The sequence below is a fragment of the Wolbachia endosymbiont of Chrysomya megacephala genome (assembly GCF_008245065.1).
Lineage (GTDB): Bacteria > Pseudomonadota > Alphaproteobacteria > Rickettsiales > Anaplasmataceae > Wolbachia.
In genome coordinates, this window is sequence record NZ_CP021120.1 from 1,303,865 (window position 1) to 1,325,532 (window position 21,668).

Here is a 21,668-nt window from a genome sequence, read left to right on the forward strand (position 1 = left end):
CCAACTGCTGTTGCGCTTTCTGATACGACTCTTATTTTTTTAACAAACTTTCCATTTTCTCTGTTTCTTTCTTTAATACCTCGGCTATTTCTTTGCTATTTTTCGCATAATCCATCGCTGTTATTCCAAATTTATCTGCTTGCTCTATTTCAGCCCCTGCTTTTACTAGCTCCTCCACTATTTCTTTTTCTCCTACCATACATGCAAGATGCAGCGGAGTGCATTTATTGCCATACTCTTCAGCATTTACATTCCCTCCTGATTTTATCAATTCTCTAACTGTTTCTAGACGTTTCTCCGTTATCGCTAGATGCAGTGCTGTATGTCCTCTTACATCTGCTGCATTCACATCTACTCCTTTTTCGATTAATAACCTCGCTGTTTTTACCTCTACTGCATAATGTAGAGCTGTTCTTCCTTTTTCGTCTCTTTCATAAATATTTTTAAACGAGTTCTCTAATAGTGACTTATCTTTTTTGCCCAGCTTTACCATAACTTACCCCACCTTTTCTTTAAACCTAAGCCTTCCTTTTTACCACCTCATCTATCATTGCATTCACTTGGCTGATTATCTTGCTTGCTAAATTTTGACATTCTTTCTTTATTAGCGATTTGTCTCTCTTCCTTATTTCTCCTATCTCTATTATTTTTAGCTCAGGCATGTAGCTTCCATTCAACATGTCTGCTATTTCTCCCACTAGCCCCTCTATTCCATAGCACGTCAGTTCTCTACTTTTTGTTATTCCTCCTTTTTCTCTCAAAAATTTACTCGCCTTTTCACTCTCTTTGCTATCACATAGACGATACTTTTCACTTTCCCAGATGTAATACATTGGCGTTGCGCCGTACTTATTCAGTTGATTAACTTCAGCTCCAGCCTTTACCAGCTCTTTTATTATTTCAACTCCTGCTCCTCCCATCTTGCACGCAGAGTGGAGTGGCGTACATCCAGTGACATATTGAGTGGCATTTACTTCTGCTCCCGACCTTAGCAGCACTTTTACATTTTCTAAACTCTTTGCGAATACTGCACAGTGTAGAGGTGTATAACCATTTTTATCTCTTGCATTTACCTCTGCTCCTTTTTTTATTAATAATCTCACTGTTTTGTAATCAGAGATTTCTACTGCTTGATGCAAGATCGTCTCTCCTTCTTCATTTCTTTTATTAATGTCTTTAAATCCGTTACTTGATACTTCTTTAAAAAACTTACTCTTGCTAAAACTCATTTCATACCTCACAAAATTAGCTTTTCTAGCACCAGACAAATTTCTTATATTTACCTGCTGCTATTCAAGTCATGTCCTTTTTGGCATGAGAAAGCAAGTCCTTTTCTTTTTATTTCATACACTTTTACCTATTATTAATATAATATATGAGTATCTAAATATAAGTACTTAACTTATTAAAGATATTATTCGACTATCTTTCCAACTTCTGTGCAAATGTCGATGTTCATGCCACTTCAGTACTCCCGGGTAAAATACTAAAATGTGCTTTTCTAATTCGTGTATTGAGTCTTTTTGCTCTGAATCCAAATCATTTTTATAGTAAACGTTGTGTTCTGCTAAAACATATTTTCTGACCTTCTGATCTGTATAATTTTCTACTTTATAGTTGTGAGTAACGCTAAATCTTTCTAAAATTGGCTTGTGTTTTAAATTCCAATATTGCCCTGAAAGTTTATCGCTTCCCAATACAAATTTATTTCCTCTTTCTTCTACGCTACTAACTGGAAAGCACGTATTTATGTCTCCTAAATCCCAACTGTCTGATAATACTATCTGCGCTTTTGCAAATTTAATCGATGGTAATAAACTCTGTGGTAATGGATATAGTGCTTTTAAGTTGTACCACAAATGATTTCTTTCATAAATACCGTTATAATTCTTTGTGTGAGGCTCTGTTTCTCCAAGTACTGCTACATCTAATTGATATATGTCATTACTAAATGTTTGTTCATAATGCTCTCTTAAATAGTTGTCTACAATCTCTACTAACGGACCTCTAGAACTGAAAAAATTTATTCTTCCAAACGATAACACTGGTCCATCTTTTTCAACTTTTCTACCTGAATAGTCTGATAATAAGCTGCCGAATATACTTTCATCTAATATAAACCTATCAACGTTATAGTAGTCATTAAAAATCCTCATTAGCCTTGATCTTGCTGGTAATGATAGTTTTGCAAGTTCTACTACTGCATCTACAAAAAAGTCATTTGGAACATCTTTTATTCCTATTTGTAATTCAAAGAAGTGTTTACCAGGTGGTTCTTCGATAATTGTAATATCTTCTATATTTGCCCACTTTAGTGCTATTTTAAGTGATGCAGGTGTTCCTCTCAGTCTTTGAAATTTTACTCCTTCTACTATCGCCCTTCTTTTATTTTTTACCCAGCGCAATATCTCTTCTAAACCATATTCTTCTATTATCCATGGTAATGTTTCTTCTTTCAGGTTGAACTTAAACCCTCTGATACAGCTTGGATCAACCTTATAATCTATTGCATCAACCAGTGCTTGCTCTTGCTTTGTTGCGTTTGGCGGTAATAAATTTTTCATTTGTCTTTTCTTTCAAGTTGCTTTAATTTCCTTTATTTAGGTAGCTTATGAGTAAGCAAGAGATCATTTCAGAAAAATAAAGATGTTCTTAATATCGAAAACACTTTCCATAATAGATGTTAATGTCAGAGGGTTAATTTGACCATATTATCCATACTTTAAAAAACAAATTACAACTTCTGGAAGAAAATCAATACTTTCTTCTTCCTAACATTGGATCCAGTAAACCACTTATTGCACGCAATCCCCTCACTGGCACAAAACAAAAAAAATACGTTTTAAATCCTATCTAACTTGACGTAGCCAAGCACTGCACACTCATTCCCCAGAACCACAACATCCTCTCTTGGCTCGATTAATTCTACGTTTTCTACACCCTCTACAAACAAATTTGCTATTATCCATGATCTTGTTACGTTCCATCCCAACCTTTTGCTTGCTTCAAACTTCTTAATAAATTGCTTCTTGATTTCCTCCTTTGATATTACAGGACTTATGCTCATTCTGCTGTGAATATCTATTTCCATAATATTGCAACCTATCACTTTTACTGTATCGGTTAAAACCCTTATATCATCTCTAGTAACCTGCTTTTTTACAATTTTAAGTAGCTCTTCTAACGCTATGCCAGTTGTGGATAATTGTGTTGATAAGATTGAAATTTGTACTTTCCCTGGTATAGTTGATTCCACTAGTGCATCTTTTACTCTACTATCTGCTGACAGTGCATGATATTTATAATATTCCTTACTTCCTCCTGTTGACCAACCTGCTATCTTTGCTTTAATTCTTTTTCTAAATCGTTCATCATCTTCTTCTTTTTGTCTTTCTACTCCATAAAACTCAGCTAAATTATCAAGATCTTCTCCTCCTGCAAATTTAAGTAGATTACTTTTTACTGCTTCGTTTATTCTTTGTCTCAGTAACAACTCTCTCCACGCTGCTACCTCCAGAATCTTTATCGCTGGATCACTTTCAACTAATGCTGTAAAACTTGTGTCTCGATTTATTAACTCTTCCTTCATTCTTGAAAAGATTTCCTCAAAGCTCAGTGGTTCGATAATATTTGGCTGCTGCATCTTTAGACTACAATTTCATCAAAATGAATGTTTTTCCCGCTTGGTAAGTATAATCCTTCTAGGTCAAGCGTTACTTTTCCTTCTTTTACTTCTGTTATCTTCACTTTCTCTAATTTAAACCTTCTCTCCCATTTTTCCAAAGCTTCTGCAGTTGCTGCATATATCTCAAGTGTTAAATCTCTATTTATTGGCTTATCCACCAATTCAAATAATCTTGACCCATAATCTCTCCTCATTATTCTACTGTTTACTGGAGTGATCAGTATATCAATTATCGATTGCTTTAAGTGCTCTATTCCTTCTAACGTCTTTCCTGTTTTAGCATCCATACCCTTCATTTCTATTTTGCAAAAACGCTTTCACTGCCTTTTATTACTTTAAAACCACATGAAACTATATCTCCTACTCTTCCTACACTAAGACCATTTGCAAACACTGTTTTTGATCCTTGAATCATTACTTTTCCTTCACTAAAACTTTCTCCTTGTCTACACATTGACTTACCGTTTACAAAAACATTATTACTTCCGCTAATGCAGAAATGTGGTATAGCTTCTCCACAGTAGTCTCCTAACCTCACTATTCCTTTGTTCAATTTAAGTCGATCCTTTCTGCTTTCAGTTTTATTCCACTTTTTGTCATTTCTATGCTCGATTCTCCAGCTTTCAGTGTTATTTTATCTACTACTTCAATCTCTAAATGATGTTTATCTTTATCGTATGACAACTTTGTTCCATCTTGAAATGTTAAGCTGCTCACCTCTTTTTTATTTTCTGGTGCAGAGTACTTTTGTTGATATATTCCAGGAAGTACTACTCCTAATGATAACTCTCCCAATGGTGACAATATTACTACCTGTTCATTTATGCTTGGTGGTAGCCAGCTTCTTTCCTCTCCTGCTCTAGAAGTTATCCATGGAAGAAAATCTGTTAAAAGTTCTCCTATCTTCACTCTTACTTTTGCTTTCTCATAATCTACTTCTTTTACCACTCCTATTCGTACAATGTTTGCTAACTTTCTTTGCAGCTCTGAAATTGCAAAACTATGATCCAACATTTATATTTCCTACGTTTATTGTATGTGGTTTAATTTTCCCCTCTTCCCATACTGATTTACCTAAATGAAGCTGATGATTCCAATCAACCATCCACACCAAATATGCATCTAATTCGGGTCTAAATCCATCAGGCTCTGCAGAAAGAAATTCAGCCGGAGATACATTCTTTTCCCAGGTATTCTTGTTCACTACTCTTGCTACTTCTGCTGCTAATGACCTTACAACTAACGAGGAACCCTCTACTGTTCCATCAACTACAATTCTCGCTTCAAATCTTGCTTTCAGGGCTAATTCCTCAGTACCTGCATCTTTACCTGGTTCTAAACTTGCTAATTCTACAAACACTGCTGGCGCTAATAATTCTTTTCTTATCGATGGATAAATTTCACAAGTTTGAATTGCTGGTATTTCTTTCTTCAGCGTAGTGCAGATTGCGTTATGCAAATCTTTAAAATTCATATATTTCTTGTAATATCACGTTCAAAGAACTTTTCAAACACTTCCTCAACCTCATAATTAACAAGATTCCCTATTATCCTTGAAGCCTCAGGTTCTAGTGGCAACTTAACTTCCTTTATTGGCAATGCTGCCCTTCCTTCACGTTTAAAAATACCGCTATTTCCTTTTGGCATAACTGCTGCAAATCCTCCTATAAACTCATGCTTTCCTACTTTCGATCCTCTTCTTGTTTTTTGTATTTTGCCAATTGCCGATGCTCTAATGTCATAGAGATTTGCTCTAATTAACACTTCTAATCTGCTAGTTTTCGCCTTAAAAATTCTTAATCTCTTTCTTATCAAACTTAATTTTATTCTCTTTTCCTCACTAATTTTCTTAGCTGCTTGCGCTTTTAACCATAGTGCCGTTTTGTTTAATGCACTCACCATCGCTTTTTCCACTTTTTTCCTTTCAGCATCTATACTTTGTATAATACTACCGGTGTTAATACGCATTTATACTCCTGACGCTCTGATTTTCCATATCATTCCTGAATTATCTTGCAGCGGTGGAGAATATACTTTATATTTACGGTCACCTATAATAAAAGTATCTCCTACCATTGGCCTCAGTACATCAAAAACGCTTACCTCAAGGAAAAGCATCTCTCCCACAAATTGTCCTTCACCAATCTCGTATAATTTATCTGGCTGTTGCTTTAATACTTGTACCATGTATGACTTATCCTTTGATTTATACAAAGCTACTTCTCCTAAATGGGCAAAACAATCTTCTAATAATCGCTTAATATTTTCTTGCACATTTCTCCGCCATATACTAATATTTATATGCTAAGAAGAGGTAAAGCATTCTTCTGCCTCACACTACTTTATAGTTGCTCTACCTATGTTGCAACAACCTTGATTAATACTCCTGGTCTATGGCACATTGGCAGAGGATTTGACTGCGTATGCAAATCAGTCCCTCTATCAAATCTTCTTGGCTCTTGTTTTGCATAGAGTGGCTGTCCAAGAGTATTTACTGTCTCATTAAAATCTGCTGGTGCAAAATATGTTGTAAATGTGCTTGCTGTTCCTAGTGGAAAACAGTGCCCTGTATCTTTCTCAATAAATCTTCTCACAGTTCCTTCAGGGTCAGTTGCTTGCCCTCTATATTCCTCAAATGTTATTCCACAGAATGTAAATCCTGACCTCATATCATTCCTTAGCGCTGCTCCTTCTTGCCATCTCTCATATGCCTCTTTCACCTTACTATGGGAAGTTAATGCATCAAAAAACTCAGGGCTTACCAGTGCATGAATTCCCGTCATATATTCACCACTTAAGTTATCCTCAATATGTCGCAATACCTCCAAGCACTTACGCTTTACATCAGTTGTTGCTGTTCCAAGGGCAAAATTTACTACTTTTGGTGTTATTTCAAATTCGTTGTACAGATTTAATAATTCTGACCCGTCAGCATCAAGAATAATTCCCTTCAGCGCTCCCATTCGCAAATGCTCTAATGTTATTGCATGTTTGTTCCTCATCAATTGCAAATGATCGGTTATTACATCTGCCAGCGCTTTCAGTTCACTCTCTGATCCAAATGCTCTTATTCCTTGTACTTCCTCTGGTAATACTACATCATCGTGTGGAATATGTGGAATCGTAAATGTTCTTACTTTTCTTTTTCCTCTTTTTCCTACTGTTGCTGGCGCCCCTGGAACTTGCGTTGGTAGTAAACTTAAAACTCCGTTATGTTCTTCTATTGTAATATGTCTAAATCTTACTGACCTATTTGGAAATAAATTTAAATTTTCAACCCGTCCATAATTTATCGGCAATATATTCATCGCATTTGTTAGTGCCGTCATGCTAAATGCTGTATTTGTAAATGGATTTTGCATTTTTTCTTTTCCCCCTTTGTGTTTTTTATTGTTTAATATAGCTTTAGGCCGCTTTACGGATAATGATTCCTCGTCCTTCAAGTTGCTTTATTGCTGTAGCTTTCTGTTCTTCAGTAATATTTGCTGGCCATACAACTGCATGATCAGCTAGCATGGCACCACGAGCAATAATTACTCCTTTACTATTTTCCTTTGCGTTTACATCGCTTGCTATCACTCCTATCGCCGTTTGTGTACCATCTGTGGCAGTTGGATTTAAAGCTTTAATAAAACCATCTTTAGTATCATAACCAACTACTGTTCCCAACTTTAGATTTTGTCCCTTGGCTACTGTTATCTGATCTCTTGAATATAAGTTGGACACTTCATATTTCAGAAGATCTCCTAAATTATTTCCTTCAGTTATACTTATCATGTCTTTTTCTCTCCTTTTTTTATTTTTTTACCGCCATATTTGTGGTTGTTATACACGGCGGTTATACACATACTTTAAATGTTTGATTGCGCACGACTTTTCGCTACCTGCATCATCAACTCTTCTTCTGAATTCTGTGGTATTGCACTCAGTATCTCTGTCTTTTTCGTTCGCTCTGCAAGTAATTCCATTAAAACCTCCCTTGCTTGCTCAACACTTACACTTTGCTCAATAAATTCTCCTATCTTTTCTGGCATCTTCGATAAATTACATAAACGTATTAATTCAAGAACTTCAGTACGATACTTGGTTAAATTATCAGTTTCTAGGTCATTTGTAGTTTGTTCATTCATAGTAATACTCCTATTTTTATTAATAGATGAAAGAATTGTCATTCCGTCTGCAAGGCCTATTTCTACTGCTTTCTCCCCAAAATATAGCCCTGCCTCTGTTGATCGAATCTTTTCAATTGAAAGACCTCTGTTCCTTGCTATTAGCTGCAAAAACATTTCATATAGTCGGTCTACTTCTTTTTGTAAGCTTCCCAGACTTTCAGACGTCATTGGCTCATGTGGATTTAAATCATTCTTTCGACTACCAGCAAAGATTGTGGTATACTTAATACCTTGCTTTTCATCAAACCTACTTTGATCTATGTGACTTGCTATTACTCCAACACTTCCTACTCCTGAAGTTCTACTCACAAATACCTTCTCAGTGCTAGAAGCTATAGCGTACGCTGCAGAATATGCATCATCATTTGCTATCGCTATTATCCTCTTTTTTCCTCTTGCACTATAGATAAAATCAGCTAAGTCAAATACTCCATTTACCTCTCCTCCTGGGCTATCTATGTCCAGTAAAATAGTCTCTATACTACTATCTGCTAATGCTTGTGCAATTTGTTCTTCTATTTGCTCATATGATGTCATCCCAAGCATTTCATCAAACGCACCTGGTTTTTTCGTCAAGATTCCATGAATTGGTATAATTGCAGTTCTTTCTACGTTACTTTTGATGGAGTGCTTTATGTTTTTAAACGTGGGATGTTTTTGATTGTTTAATGACAATAGCTCAAAACTCCTTGGTTCAAGCATTAATGGTTTTCCTAAGAGCATCATAATCCTTTGCAATCAGAGTCAAACATTAAATTGAGACTATTTGCACGCTTTTTATCTTCTGCTATTTCTTGATCTATTTCTTCTACATCGTAACCCATTTCTGATACTACTTCCGATCGACTTTTGAAGCCATTCCTTACTGCCATTTGCTGTGCTTGTTGATCTTTTAAAGGATCCACCCAATCAAATCCCTGTGGTATCCATTTCACTTCTTCTTTCGCTGCTTTTACTACTTTTTCATCTATACTTAGTTCTCCACAAAGCACTGCTAATTCTAGCCATCTATTCCAAATAGGTCTACAAAACTGGAACACTATCACGTTATGCTGTAACATTGCACACCTTCTGCGAAACTCTATCAGCCCTGCTCGAATGGATGAATAATTAACACCGGTTAAATCTCCTGTTAGCTGCTCATATGTTATCCCTGTACCAATCGCTATTGCTCTGAGTTGCTGTCTCATAAACGCTTCATAACTTCCTCCAACATCTGATGGCTCTGAAAATTTTATATCTTCTCCTGGGTCTAAAAGCTGCATTGTTCCTGGCTCTAAACCTGATAGTGCTACTCCTTGCTCATTACTTTCACCTTCTCCTAAAATATTTGTCTCAGGATCGAGTCTTGTAATAAACCCTGCAAACATCGCTGCTGTCTTTTTTCTTACTAATTCTGCATCATCATATTGATCAAGCTCATAAAGTTTCAGAAGTATACTCGAAAGCCATGGTTCTCCCCTAATTTGCCCAGGTCTTAGTGGTCTATAGATATGAAAAACATCGTTTGCTGGCACTCTTACTGACTCTCCAAAGGTATTTTCACCAGGGTGTTCTTTAAATAGGTAGTATGCTTCTCTTTGCCCAAGCCTGTTAAACTCAATCCCGTTTCTTATTACATTACCATTTCCTAAAGTTTGATTTGTTTTATTGTCTAAATGTTCAGACTCAAGTACTTGCAGTTGTAATGGTACAGAAAATCTATCTTCCAGCTTTCTCGTTCTTAAACGTACAAAACATTCTCCTCCCTCTATCATACTTCTGCATACTAGAGCCTGCAGACCATAAAAATCACTTACTCCGTTACTATCTGCTTCATCTGTCCATTTTAGCCATAATTCTTGCACTTTCTTTCTAAATTCTGCATTCTTTGCTTTTGATTGCGGCTTTATTCCTGTTCCAATAGAGTTACTTACTATTGTATCAATAATATTTGCTGCATATGGATTTTTTCTCACCATATCACGTGATCTACTACGTAAAGTTTCAAGGCTTTGAGACAGCAAATTGTTTATACTTCCTAACTCTGGTTGAAAGTGAAAAAATCTTCTTCCTGACCCTGCTGCATCCCATGCTGAACTTTTGATTTTTGGCTTGCTAAATAGTTGTTTGAAATTTTTCAGCATCATACTAACCAAAATTCTCTTAATTCTTTTAATGTGCCGTTAAATTTATTTCTGTCACATTTTCCGATTCCACTTACTTCATGTGGCTCTGGACCATTTTTACCGTCGGTGTATTGCCATAAAATCCACTTATTCCAGCCTTGCGGTAAAACAGGTTGATCTCCATATCTTGCTATCCATAATGGACATTTAGTCAAAATTGGTGTGGCAAAATCTTTCAAAAATTTAGCACCTCCATACACTAAAGGTGAACGCCCTGTTTCTTCTTGAACTTTTTTAATAAAATCTTCTGCTTGTCTTGGTTCTATATTTTTTCCACTTTCGTTCTCTTCAATATCAAGAGCAACAATTGTATTTTTAGCTTTACCCACTGTATTCAAAAAGTGATTTGCCTGATCCTTTCCATCTTCCCCTACACCGAAATGATATGAACCCCATAATAGACCCAAGTCTTCAGCTTCTTTTCTTCTTTCTTTGTATTTTGAATCTATGTACTCTGTTCCTTGCGTTGCCTTATGAATTACTCCAACTATACCACTCTCTTTAGCTAACTCAAAATCCACATTTTCTTGCCAATGTGACAAATCTATTATTCCATTTACTGAACTCTCTCTATTGTCCCATAGTTTTATGAAAGTTTTCAATTGCTCTAAAAATTCAGAATATTCCTCTTTTACAACTTTTCTCAGAAAATTTTCCCTCATATAACTCCTTTATTTGTTGCAAAAATAATCTTTCGTTTAGGCTTCATACCTGCAACTTTCAGTTCAGCCTTAATACGTTGCCGTAAATTCAGCAAGTCATTTATCTGAACTTCAGCATATCTCACCACATGGTCACCATATGCAATTGATACTACTCGCTCTCCGTTTTGTAGTTTCTTTATCGCTTCTTCGACTTGAATTAAATACTCTTCGCTGTACATCTTACTTCTCATTCAACCATTTGCTTTGTCTCACTTTTTTAGGTTTTTTGCTTTCTGGCTTTTCACTTAAACTATTCCATTTACTCTCTGGCCAACGATCGATTCCAAGCGCAATAGATGCTGCTCTTGCGTAAATTCGGCAGTCTAGCACTTCATTTCTTTCTCTTACCTTTTGCCACTCCTGTTTGGTGTATCCTTTTACTACCTTACTGACTAATTGCTCTGCCGTTAACTGCTTAAAATATTCGGGTGCATACTCAGGAAAATGACAATATCCTGCTGGCACTTTCTCTTCTTCTTTTAAAATATTAAGTAGCTGAAAAAGCTCTGACTTTAATATCGATACTCCTACTGGCCAGAGCTTTATTCCTCTTTTTAGCTTTTGACCACCAACTGTTATATCAACTCTACTTGGGCTGCTAAGTGGCACTAGGGCTTTATTTACACCTTTAACTGCCATTACTCTTCCAGATCCTTGATGACCTCTTACCCAGTTGTATACTTCTTGCGTTGCATATCCAGCATCTACTGCCATCATACTTATCATATATTCAAGCCCATTTTCACCGATAAAATGATGATTGAGGAGCTCCGAAAGCTTTCCCCATACTTCTCTACCTCCTGTATCTCCTTCAAATACTCGGTAGTCTATTGACCAACTTTCACGACTTTTTCCCCATGCTACAACTTCCACCTCTAGACGATCTTTTTGGACATCTACTCCTGCTGTGAGAACTACTTCGCCTTTTGGTACTGTGCCAATCTGAAAAAATTCTCTCCTGTTAAATAATTGCTTCCAATCAGGTACTTCTCCTTTATCTACCCACGTTTCTCCAAGCGTAGTATTTATCCATACTTTTAGTAATTGTTCACTTTCTTTTGCATGAAGAAAATCTTCTACTGCTTGTTGCCAACTATACCAACCAACTGGGCTATAAAGACTTGAAAGATGAAATCCTTTTTTCTCCCCTTCTTTTGCCTCTGTAGCTCTCCATTCTCCACGCTCAAGCATCTCTGTCTTTTGATGATTTTCTATTTTGCTGCTACATTCAGTGCAGACATAATGTGCTGTTCTTGAGTCGTTGTTTTCCCATTTTATTTGTGACCATTTTAGAACTTGATAGTAATTACAATGCGGACATGGTACAAAAAAATATCTCTTATCTGTTGCTTCAAATTCCTTCTCAATTCTGCTTATTCCATGAATCGTTGGTGTTGATACTAAAAAAATCTTTCGCCGTGCAAATGTATTGGTACGAGCTATGCTGAGTAAAACTGGATCTCCTTCTCCTCCTGAATCTCCTGGATATGCATCTATCTCATCAAGAAAGAGATATTTTACTGGCATAGAACGAAGTCCTACACTGCTATTTGCTCCGGTTATTACTACTATTCCACCTGGAAACTCCTTACTTTGCACAGTATTTCCTGAGTCTCTTGACCTTGGGTCTTTTACTTTACTTTTTAAACATGGTGTACTTTCAATCAGTGGCGCAAATCTTCCTTTTGACCAACGCTTTCCCATTTCAACTGTTGGCTGTACTACCAGCATTGGACCTGGTGTCTGATCTATGATGTAGCCAATCCAATTGTTACCAGCTTCTGTTCCCCCAATCTGCGCTCCTTTCATGAATACTACTTTTTCTGCAGGTGAAGATGGTGATAGTGAATCCATTATTTCTTTTAAATAAGGAGTTCTTTCTGTTCTCCATTTACCTGGCTCTGATGCTGCAGTTGATGCTAGAACTCGATACTCATTCGCCCACTCTGATACTTTAAGTAGTGGATCTGGTCTTAAACCTTCAGAAAAAGATGTGGCGTATATCATTGTCTGCATCTACTCATAATTGGTTCTATCTCGACATCATTAACAGTAGAACTACACTCCTCCAATTCCATAAACATCTTTTTCTGAAATTCCTTTTCTATATATCTTTTGCTCATCTCACTTATCATTATTGCTATAACAAGCGCAAATACTCCTGTTATTGTTGCAAAAATGATTGCACTGCCTATTGTTGTTGCCGTTAAACCTATATATGCCGCTACTGCTATTGCACTAATTGAAACATAGATGCAGACAATATTATTATGTTTTTTCATCCTTTTATCTGCTATTTCTCTCTGTGCTATATATTTATTATGAATGGTTGGAAAATTAACAACGGTATCTCTGCAGAGCAATGCCCCATTTTTTTCAGTAAACAAAACTTTGAGTAACTCTAAATTGTTTGATTTGATTGCTAAGTGCAGAACAGGTGTATAATTTGCTCCTTTTTTCAGCAATAACTTTACTACATGTAAATGCCCTTTTTCCGCAGCAAGGTAAATCGGTGATAGACCTTTATTATTTACAATATCAATATCGATTTCTTCTTTTAAAATTGCATCTACAATCTCAATTTCTCCCGTTTGTACAGCTAAATGGAGTAGACTATTCTTTTCAGAACCGTACTTATTACTCATCAAAGCCTTCTTTATCTCAGGTTTAGCGTAATCAAATGGTGTCTTGCCGCTATCGTCTTTTACCAGAGGGTCTATATCTTCTCGAGTTAGTAAGACCTCTATTGTTTTAAGTCTTTCAGCGTAATGTAGAGGTGTTTTATTTTCGTAGTCTTGCAAATTTACTTGAGCATTAGGCTCCCTTATTAAGCATTTGAGGATATCAAGACATAAGTCTCTTTCATCATAATTAGTATTACTTACAGCTATATGCACAGGCGACAATTTCATTGAGTTTTGTCCCATGCGCGCGCTATTTACATCTGCTCCTAGCTTTAGCAGTAACTTTACTATCTCCAACTTTTTATTATTAACTGCATAGTGCATTGGTGTCTGATTTCGTGCATCAAAGACATCTATTTCGGCTTTTCCTTCTTCCACTAAAATTTTGACAACATTTTCATGTCCTATGCCTGCTGCTAGATGTAATGGAGTATGATGCAAAGCATTTCGTACATTAACGTCAATACCTTTTCCTATCAAATATCTAACTGCATTCACTTCACCTATCATTGCAGCCAAATGAAGTAAGCTATCTTGTTCTGACCCGTATTTGTTACTAATTAGCGCTTGTAATATCTCTGCTTTTTTCGCTTCTTTGGCGTAATCAAGAGATGTTTTACCTTCATTATCTTCTACAAAAGGATTGATATTCTTTTTTGTGAGTAGCAGATCCACCATACTTAATTCATCAAACTCTATAGCGCAATGTAGTGGGGTTTTTCCATTTAATCCTCTAACATTAACATCTAATCCAGGTTGATTGATGAGGCATTTTATTAATTCTAAACTTAAGTTATCAGCCATTATTTAAAATTTAATATTAGATAACTCTTCAAGTGAGTTTGTAATTTCCTCGGTCAATGTTCCATGAATTTTTTCAGTGTCACTCAGTGATGCAAGCAGCGCTGAAACTCTATTTGGAATATTAAGCAGATTATTACGGACAACTCTTGCTACATTAAATGCATCGCGCTTTACTTCCTCTACTGCTACAAGTTCACCAATCTCAGCCTTAGCTTTCGCCTCAAGCAGTTTACCACGTTCCATCTCATTTTTTATTCGCGTTTTTAGCAACATTGTAGAAAGGTTATTTGTATTTTCGTTTTCTGGATTTTTCCTCCTAAGTGGCTGACTTGGATCTCTTATTGCTGCCACCGCTTCATTTGCTTGTTCTCTATTGATCAAACCATCCTCCAACTCAACTATTCCTTTTTTTACTAAATAACAGACATATTGCTTTGATACTCCTATCTCTCTTGCCCATTCCGTCTGCGTGATTTTTTCCACTCTTTTCCTCCTCTCTTTTTGCTCCTTTTTACGAATTTTCTTCTTGAATTTCTGCAAAAGTTTTACCAGTACTGGCTAAAAGGGCATCTCTTCCGGTATATATTTGCCAACGTTTTATGGTTACATCTACAAATTTTGAATCTAGCTCTATTGTTCTGCAAATTCTTCCTGTTCTCTCGCATGCAATCAGTGTGCTGCCAGAACCGCTAAATGGATCAAGTACAGTATCCCCAGGTCTGCTGCTATTAACTATTGCTTTCTCCATTAGCTCTACTGGCTTCATTGTTGGATGTAATGAGTTATGCACTGGTTTGTCATAAAACCACAAATCACTTTGATTTCTTCCTCCATGCCACTCACGTTTATTACCGCTTTTCCATCCATAGAGCATTGCTTCGTATTGTCTTTGATAATCAGACCTGCCTAGCGTAAAGTGATTCTTTGCCCAAATGATAAATGTTGACCATTTTCCTCCTGCCTCCTCAAATGCTTTTTGCAACGTTGAAAACTCTGATGATGATATGCAGATGTAAATTGCTCCCTTCGTATATGCTAAAATATTGGAACAGATGTCGTAGAGAAAAAGTTCGTACTTTTCACCTTGATTATCGTTTAATATCTTTTTGTCTTGACTGCTACCATAGTCAACGTTATATGGAGGATCACAAACAGTAATGTCTGCCATTTTATCATCTAACAGCGCTTTATATGATTCAACTACAGAGCTATCACCACAGTAGATTCGATGATCACCTAAAATCCATAAATCACCTGGTTTTGTTACTTTTTTGTCATCAACAACTAAGTCAGAAAAATCTTCTTTTTCACCATCAAAATCATCGAGAAACCGTTGAACTTTTTCTAATTCAAATCCAGTCATTTTAAGATCAAACTGTAAATCTTCTAGCTCCTGAATTTCCACTTTTAAAAGCTCATCGTCCCACTTTGCCCAATTAGCTGATTGATTGGCCAGTAATCGAAAAGCTTTGGTTTGTGGTTCATTTAAATTATCACTTAAAACCACTGGAATACTCTCCATACCAAGCTTTCTTGCTGCTTTAAGTCTTAAATGACCATCAACCACAGTTCCATCACTTTTTGCAACTATTGGAATACGAAAGCCGAATTCCCTGATTGAAGCACACATTCTATTTACTACATCATCATTTTTACGAGGATTACGCTTATATTCGACGAGGTTTTCAACAGGATAGTAGTGGATTGCTAAATTCATATCTTAATAATTAAAAAGTTAATATTCAAAATATCTCTGACGCTAAAGAAGGCCTGAGGTCGAACCCACCAAACCCGCCAATATGGCCGAAAGGACCCACTTTTTATGGATTTTTCATCTTATTAATATCTTTACTAATATAGAACATTAATGCCAAAGCATCGGCCTCATTATCATCTCTAGGTAAAAAACTTTTTTCACGTATCGCTTCAATAACTTCACTCTTACTTGCATTGCCTTTGCCTGTTATAAAGCGTTTTATAGTTTTAACATTAACACCTTTGTATGGCACATGATGTTCTTCACACCAAGCAGACAGAACTGCGAGAAAACCGCCATAGCAATGCGCTGCATCAGTTCCTAGATGTCTTCTCACTTCTTCAAAATACACTGCAGAAATGTCTCTCAAAGAGTTAAGCCAATTACGAAAATTCAAGAAACACATTCCACCACCACTGAAACGACTACCATGAAAACTTTTGCTTCCACTTTCAATTACTCCATCTGTTAGAATTGCCCAGCCTGTCTGTTTACCGAGGTCCAGTGTTAGGATTGACATTATTTAAAACTATAAGTAGCACTGATTCCAAAATATCGTTTGGTTCCTCGAACGTACTATCAAAAAGCGGTTTATAGTTTTTTTGTAGGCCAACAACGGAAATTCGAGAATCATGTGCTACTCCTAAGAAGTATATGGATTAAGGTTGTCTACGTTATAGTAGCTCTTTCAACTACCTCTTAACAGATATATACTAGAAATGAGGTTGGAAATTTGATTTGCACTAAATTTTTTTTGTTTGAGTTAAGTTATTTCTTCTCAATTACGCAACTTAGCAAACACTTTGTTTCTCTTGCTATCAGCTAATTTAAAGGTTTTCTGGGAACACTCAATAAAAAAAGATGAGAGATACAAGGAACTTATGAAAGCTGTTGCAAAGTGAGTTTTCTCCTTCATACAAATTTTTTCTTTACAATGAATAAAAACGATGTTAAACTTACCTGTAAGTTTACTTATATCAATCTAATCATTAATAGTACTTTTTATTTGCTTTTCAAAGGGTGTTAAAGGAAGTGTATGAACAGGAATCATAATGAAATTTTATTCTATGAAACAGATGATGGAAAGGTATGTATTGAAGTTAGATTTGAAAATGAAAATCTATGGCTTACTCAGAAACATATGGCTGAGTTATTTGGCTGTTCAACTGATAATATTTCATTGCACCTAAAGAACATTTATCTATGTAAAGAACTAGATAAAAACTCAACTACCGAGGAATCCTCGATAGTTCAAAAAGAGGGAGAAAGAGAAGTAAAACGTGATGTGGTTTTCTACAATTTAGAGGCTGTGATATCAGTTGGTTATCGTGTCAATTCAGAGCGTGGTGCTGCTTTTCGTACATGGGCAACTGATAAGCTAAAGAAGTATATTTTCAAAGGTTTCGTGATTGATAGCAATAGATTTAAAAATGGCTCTAGATTTGACACTCGGTTTTTTGATGAGTTGCTTGAAGAAATTAGAGAAATTCGTGCAAGTGAGCGTATGGCTTATCAGAAAATCACAGACATTTATGCAACTTCAGTAGACTATGCAAGCTGTTCAACTGAAACAAAAAATTTCTTTGCTATAGTGCAGAATAAATTGCATTTTGCTATTACTGGAAATACAGCAGCAGAAATTATTGCTAACAGAGTGGATAGAAGTAAACCTAATATGGGATTAACAAATTGGCGTAAGGGGCCTAAGGGAAAAATCTTTCTTTCTGACACGCAAGTAGCAAAAAACTATTTAGATAAAAATGAAATTGCTCAGCTAAACAGAATAGTAAATATGTATATAGATTACGCAGAGTTTCAAGCTGCCAGGGGTAAAGTAATGTATATGAAGGATTGGAAAGAGAAACTTGATGCATTTTTAAGATTTAATGAGCAAGATATATTACAGAATTATGGCAAAACCTCTCATGAAGTAGCAATTGCCCTAGCTACAAAAGAATATGAGGTATTTAGAAAAACACAGGATAATTCATACAAGTCAGACTTTGATAAATTGGTGGAAGAAAAGAAAAGTCTTGATCAAAAAAGTGTAAAAACTTAGGGCTAAATTTCATAAAAGTAAAAAACAATTTAGAAATGCCTCTTAATTGAGTTTTAAGCTATCTTGCATAGGTCTTGGTGGGTTGTAGAATCGCTTTGAAACTTAATTGTAGTGGCTTTTACCTTTTCGCAGAAGTTAAGTTTTTTGAGTAGTAAGATGAAAGTAGTATATGTTAATTCATACTACTTATTATTATATAATAATAGAAAACTTTGGAAACTGAAAACTGGTCAAAATCCCTCAATATTCCTAAGTTTTTTGCCACCTAAACCAGATTACAGCTCAGAAATCTGTCAACCCTTAAACTATTGAAAATACATCATTTTTTTGCTAGCAGAAAGTACCAGATCTCATAAACTGCACCAGATTCTGCCAAGACTGAAGAGTTCTGGAGTCTGGTATTGTAGCTGAGATCTAATTATAGTAAAGCCAAATGTTTGAATCTTCAACTGGCACAATACTTCCATATTCTGGCGATTTGTAATCGGTTGGTAAAATCTTTTCATACACTGTAATATCCTTATTTAGTTGGTTTGTAACTTTCTCTTCCATACCTTCAACACAAGTGTAAAAATGTCTACGAGAACGTTCTGCATCTAACTTTTGACCATATTTATAAGCCTCTGTGATTCATAATCAATCATATGCCAGCAGTTATTGATTTTATCTATATATTTTGATGGAATAGCATACGTAATTCAAACATCAGTTGACGACTACTTTGCCTGTTTGAAAAAATATTTTACAACGAATAAAAGACGTGATAAACTAAAATGAAGTTTTTTTATAACAAGTAAAAATTTAAAGTAGAAAATAATTTAGAAGTCCCTTGTAATTGAGTTTTAAGCTATTCTACGTAAGCAACTTAGGTCTTGGTGGTATAATTGTACCCCAAAGTCATAGAATCGTTTTAAATCCGCATTAAAAGCTATTTCTTGTATTTATGAATATTTTAAGACCTTTCCAGTTCCCCTAACTTCTTTTTTCTTCACCCCCTAAGCATTACTTTAATTCTAGTTAACCTCATTATATTTTCATATTGTTTATTATTATTTGTTATTAGTATATATATGTATAGTGTTATTTACATATTATAATAATATATAAGATTTTCGGAAAGTGGAAAGCTAGCTACTGTAGCGGGTTTTATGGCGATCTGATTCATTAAGTCTTTTGGAACTGGAAAGATAAAGTCTTATAGATATTAAATGGATAAAAATACTGAATTTCAATGGTTTAGGTGTATTATATTTCTGTTTCCTTATTTTGAAATTTTGCCGGAAATCACGGAAACTATAAAACTCAGATCGGCCTAGCCAAAGTAATGAAATACATCAAGCTTGCCTATAGTTGCGAAATTTGTATTCCCAGTTTGGCTTAAATGCTTTTTGTATGACCCATTTTTTTAATAAAAGTTTTTTCAAGTTTGTAATTAACCTTTTATTATAGCAGATTTATGCTGATGGCTGTAAACTGTTTTTAAAGACTATTAGCAACTTTGAATTTCCCTGCACCCAGCTTAAATTTACCTTCACCTCTTGCAAAAGGACCAGTTGGAACATCAAGCCACTTATCTTCTTTTGAATCTGCAGCCATACCTTTTACTATCTTATTTTCATTTAGCAAACTCTGTACTAAACGTTCAAGTTTATGTCTGCTAGCATTATGAAACATGGGTGGTAATTTATGCCGTTGCTTGAAAACTCCAGGACCACCTGTATGCGTAAATGGATGGCCTTCGTGGGCTGAAAGTTTAATGTAGTGAATAAGTATATTTTTTAACTCTTCATCAGAGGACTTAATAGCATTAATTTGTTCAGATATATCTTCTAGCAAGCCTGTTGATGAACGCAAATAAGTTCTTACACTTCTGTCTGCTGCCCCATTGGACTTAACCACTGCTCCCTGATAAATTTTACTATGAGTTCTTTCAAGCTTTAGTGTATTACACACTGAATTTTGATGCTCTACTGGTGCAGGCCATAATGCAAAAGAGCATCTAACTCCATCAACAAGTGCAGTTGTACCTCTTATTGCATCTCTTGCTTGTTCTACGGTTGTAATTGATCCACATTTAGGTTTTCTCATATGATGTGCAGCAATTACAGTCGCTCCTGTTTCAGTTGCCAAACTTGCAAGCAATCCTGTTGAATACCACCCAAGTTCTGGATCTGAATTTATATCAGCATGAACAAACGATACTAATGGATCAAAAATAATCAGTTTTAAATTTTCAATTGCATTTAATTGTTCGCTAATACCTTCAAATTTTTCTGAAGTTTCAGGACATTTACCACGCGTATTGGTTTTTATTATAGAAAATGGTCCTCCTGTGTTTGGCATAGGTACAATAAATACACGATCCTGGTACTTTGCTCTATTACCTTCAGGATCAAGACGTTCTAAGCGACGATGTATCTCATCTGCATCATCTTCTGCTGAAAAAATTACCACTGATCCGTGTTCTTTTACAAGCGAACCAAAACCACAGATCTGATCTGTATCACTTGCAACTTTGAGAGCTAAATCAAGTAGTAGCATTCCTTTGCCTGTATCTCCCATAGCAGCTACTATTGAAGTAACGCCTAAAGGAAATAACCCTTCAACTAGGAACTTTTGTGTTGGTACTTCACCTAAATAACGGCTGAGATTCCAATCTAAAATATTGAGTTTATCATTTTTCTTTAACCTCCTTTCAATAAACTTAGAAGCTCTTATTCCTTCTAACACACAATCAGCAGCATCCCAGCCTTTTGGTTTATTTTGTGGAATATTAAGAACAACAAGTGATGCAACTCCGATCTCTAAAAGCTTTTTTTCAGCATTTTTTGCGTATTTATTACCTGCTTCATCATTATCTGGCCATATAATAATATGTTTACCCTTTAGGGGCGACCAGTCTGTTTTATCAACATCTGCGTTTGCTCCAGACATTGTTGTTGTAGCTACAATTCCTTGTTCTATCAGCGCTTCTGCACATTTTTCTCCTTCAACCAGAATAACTTTATCAGACTTTAAGATTTCTGGAATGTTGTAGAGTGGCCTTATTCCTGGTGCACCATATATGCCTCGCTTAACATCAAAAGGCTTGTATACTTTTTTCTTTCCAGGAGGATCAGAACGGTAAACTTTTACAATGACCTGGCCATTTTCATCATAATAATTCCAACTACAGGTAATAAATTTCTCAAAGTCTTCATCAACATATTGTTTCTCTCTGTATTTTTTATTATTTCCGAGCCATTCACTTATTGAAGCTATTACCTCAGGAAACTCTGTCCTTGCATTCTTTCTATGTACAGCTGCCCAAAGGTTGATAATGTCACCACCTTCTCCAGTTGCAAAATCATTCCATAACCCAGCTCTACTGCCACTTAATTCTACTACCAGACTTTTTCCTTTATTACCATGCACATCACCTACGTAAAACTTATCTCCACGGAAAGTTCCTCTTGGTAAAAGGTAAAAAAGGCAAGATCTTATGTTAAGCAATAGTTCTGTTTTATCATTTAAAGATTTAGAATCGATATTCATAATAAAACCATAAACAACCTTACATAAGAGTTATTCAAGTTTTGAAGGCTAATGTTTACATCGACATTATTTTAAATGCTACCGCAATTATTCTCAAAAAAA

General features: G+C 35.6%; 24 protein-coding genes. 1 reads left to right on the top strand and 23 read right to left on the bottom strand.

Annotation, left to right across the window (positions count from 1 at the left end):
- Positions 1–31: 31 nt before the first annotated feature.
- The 21 genes from CAI20_RS06200 to CAI20_RS06300 form a co-directional block, all read right to left on the bottom strand.
- Positions 32–493, bottom strand: coding sequence for an ankyrin repeat domain-containing protein (locus CAI20_RS06200; RefSeq protein ID WP_149168954.1), 462 nt, complete (start codon positions 491–493; stop codon positions 32–34).
- 25 nt (positions 494–518) lie between these two features.
- A complete protein-coding gene (locus CAI20_RS06205; protein WP_065095389.1) occupies positions 519–1,229 on the bottom strand; it encodes an ankyrin repeat domain-containing protein in 711 nt (236 codons plus the stop codon).
- Between the two features lie 168 nt (positions 1,230–1,397).
- Positions 1,398–2,564: a phage tail protein gene (locus CAI20_RS06210; protein ID WP_149168955.1), complete on the bottom strand. Its 1,167-nt coding sequence runs from the start codon at positions 2,562–2,564 to the stop codon at positions 1,398–1,400.
- Positions 2,565–2,842: 278 nt separating this feature from the next.
- The gene (locus tag CAI20_RS06215) at positions 2,843–3,643 is read right to left on the bottom strand and encodes a baseplate assembly protein (protein WP_149168956.1); all 801 of its coding nucleotides are present in this window, start codon (positions 3,641–3,643) and stop codon (positions 2,843–2,845) included.
- A gap of 2 nt (positions 3,644–3,645) precedes the next feature.
- Entirely contained in the window at positions 3,646–3,981 is a 336-nt protein-coding gene (locus tag CAI20_RS06220; RefSeq protein WP_149168957.1) for a GPW/gp25 family protein, read from the bottom strand.
- Between the two features lie 2 nt (positions 3,982–3,983).
- A complete protein-coding gene (locus CAI20_RS06225; RefSeq protein ID WP_149168958.1) occupies positions 3,984–4,238 on the bottom strand; it encodes a PAAR domain-containing protein in 255 nt (84 codons plus the stop codon).
- Entirely contained in the window at positions 4,235–4,699 is a 465-nt protein-coding gene (locus CAI20_RS06230) for a phage baseplate assembly protein V (protein ID WP_149168959.1), read from the bottom strand. The genes CAI20_RS06225 and CAI20_RS06230 overlap by 4 nt, the downstream gene beginning before the upstream one ends.
- The gene (locus CAI20_RS06235) at positions 4,686–5,159 is read right to left on the bottom strand and encodes a hypothetical protein (RefSeq protein ID WP_149168960.1); all 474 of its coding nucleotides are present in this window, start codon (positions 5,157–5,159) and stop codon (positions 4,686–4,688) included. Before CAI20_RS06235 ends, CAI20_RS06230 begins: the two co-directional genes overlap by 14 nt.
- Complete coding sequence (locus CAI20_RS06240; protein ID WP_149168961.1) at positions 5,156–5,653, bottom strand: phage tail protein; 498 nt, start codon at positions 5,651–5,653, stop codon at positions 5,156–5,158. Before CAI20_RS06240 ends, CAI20_RS06235 begins: the two co-directional genes overlap by 4 nt.
- On the bottom strand, positions 5,654–5,959 hold the full coding sequence (locus CAI20_RS06245; RefSeq protein ID WP_149168962.1) for a head-tail joining protein: 306 nt from the start codon (positions 5,957–5,959) through the stop codon (positions 5,654–5,656). It abuts the gene before it with no gap.
- A gap of 83 nt (positions 5,960–6,042) precedes the next feature.
- Positions 6,043–7,047: a major capsid protein gene (locus tag CAI20_RS06250; protein ID WP_149168963.1), complete on the bottom strand. Its 1,005-nt coding sequence runs from the start codon at positions 7,045–7,047 to the stop codon at positions 6,043–6,045.
- A 43-nt stretch (positions 7,048–7,090) separates the two neighbouring features.
- Complete coding sequence (locus CAI20_RS06255; RefSeq protein WP_038536951.1) at positions 7,091–7,462, bottom strand: head decoration protein; 372 nt, start codon at positions 7,460–7,462, stop codon at positions 7,091–7,093.
- Between the two features lie 74 nt (positions 7,463–7,536).
- Positions 7,537–8,580, bottom strand: a complete 1,044-nt coding sequence (locus CAI20_RS06260; protein ID WP_149168964.1) for a S49 family peptidase — start codon at positions 8,578–8,580, stop codon at positions 7,537–7,539.
- Complete coding sequence (locus CAI20_RS06265; RefSeq protein WP_149168965.1) at positions 8,580–9,986, bottom strand: phage portal protein; 1,407 nt, start codon at positions 9,984–9,986, stop codon at positions 8,580–8,582. Before CAI20_RS06265 ends, CAI20_RS06260 begins: the two co-directional genes overlap by 1 nt.
- Positions 9,983–10,687: a glycoside hydrolase family 25 protein gene (locus tag CAI20_RS06270; protein WP_236514948.1), complete on the bottom strand. Its 705-nt coding sequence runs from the start codon at positions 10,685–10,687 to the stop codon at positions 9,983–9,985. Before CAI20_RS06270 ends, CAI20_RS06265 begins: the two co-directional genes overlap by 4 nt.
- Positions 10,684–10,908 (bottom strand): gpW family head-tail joining protein, encoded by a 225-nt coding sequence (locus tag CAI20_RS06275; protein ID WP_143688727.1) that lies wholly within the window; start codon positions 10,906–10,908, stop codon positions 10,684–10,686. Before CAI20_RS06275 ends, CAI20_RS06270 begins: the two co-directional genes overlap by 4 nt.
- Before the next feature lies 1 nt (position 10,909).
- Positions 10,910–12,736 (bottom strand): phage terminase large subunit family protein, encoded by a 1,827-nt coding sequence (locus CAI20_RS06280; RefSeq protein ID WP_149168966.1) that lies wholly within the window; start codon positions 12,734–12,736, stop codon positions 10,910–10,912.
- Positions 12,733–14,217 carry an ankyrin repeat domain-containing protein gene (locus tag CAI20_RS06285; RefSeq protein WP_149168967.1) on the bottom strand — a complete coding sequence of 495 codons (1,485 nt, stop codon included), beginning with the start codon at positions 14,215–14,217 and terminating at the stop codon, positions 12,733–12,735. The genes CAI20_RS06280 and CAI20_RS06285 overlap by 4 nt, the downstream gene beginning before the upstream one ends.
- A gap of 3 nt (positions 14,218–14,220) precedes the next feature.
- Positions 14,221–14,700, bottom strand: a complete 480-nt coding sequence (locus CAI20_RS06290; RefSeq protein ID WP_149168968.1) for a hypothetical protein — start codon at positions 14,698–14,700, stop codon at positions 14,221–14,223.
- Positions 14,701–14,728: 28 nt separating this feature from the next.
- Positions 14,729–15,934, bottom strand: coding sequence for a DNA modification methylase (locus tag CAI20_RS06295; protein ID WP_149168969.1), 1,206 nt, complete (start codon positions 15,932–15,934; stop codon positions 14,729–14,731).
- Between the two features lie 103 nt (positions 15,935–16,037).
- Positions 16,038–16,493, bottom strand: a complete 456-nt coding sequence (locus CAI20_RS06300) for a crossover junction endodeoxyribonuclease RuvC (RefSeq protein ID WP_149168970.1) — start codon at positions 16,491–16,493, stop codon at positions 16,038–16,040.
- Positions 16,494–17,009: 516 nt separating this feature from the next.
- Here CAI20_RS06300 and CAI20_RS06305 point away from each other — a divergent pair.
- Complete coding sequence (locus tag CAI20_RS06305) at positions 17,010–18,032, top strand: virulence RhuM family protein (protein WP_149168971.1); 1,023 nt, start codon at positions 17,010–17,012, stop codon at positions 18,030–18,032.
- A gap of 414 nt (positions 18,033–18,446) precedes the next feature.
- Here the strand turns inward: CAI20_RS06305 and CAI20_RS06740 are convergent, their stop codons facing one another.
- Positions 18,447–18,584, bottom strand: coding sequence for a hypothetical protein (locus CAI20_RS06740; RefSeq protein WP_019236431.1), 138 nt, complete (start codon positions 18,582–18,584; stop codon positions 18,447–18,449).
- 927 nt (positions 18,585–19,511) lie between these two features.
- Entirely contained in the window at positions 19,512–21,566 is a 2,055-nt protein-coding gene (locus CAI20_RS06315; protein WP_149168972.1) for an AAA family ATPase, read from the bottom strand.
- Between the last annotated feature and the right edge of the window lie 102 nt (positions 21,567–21,668).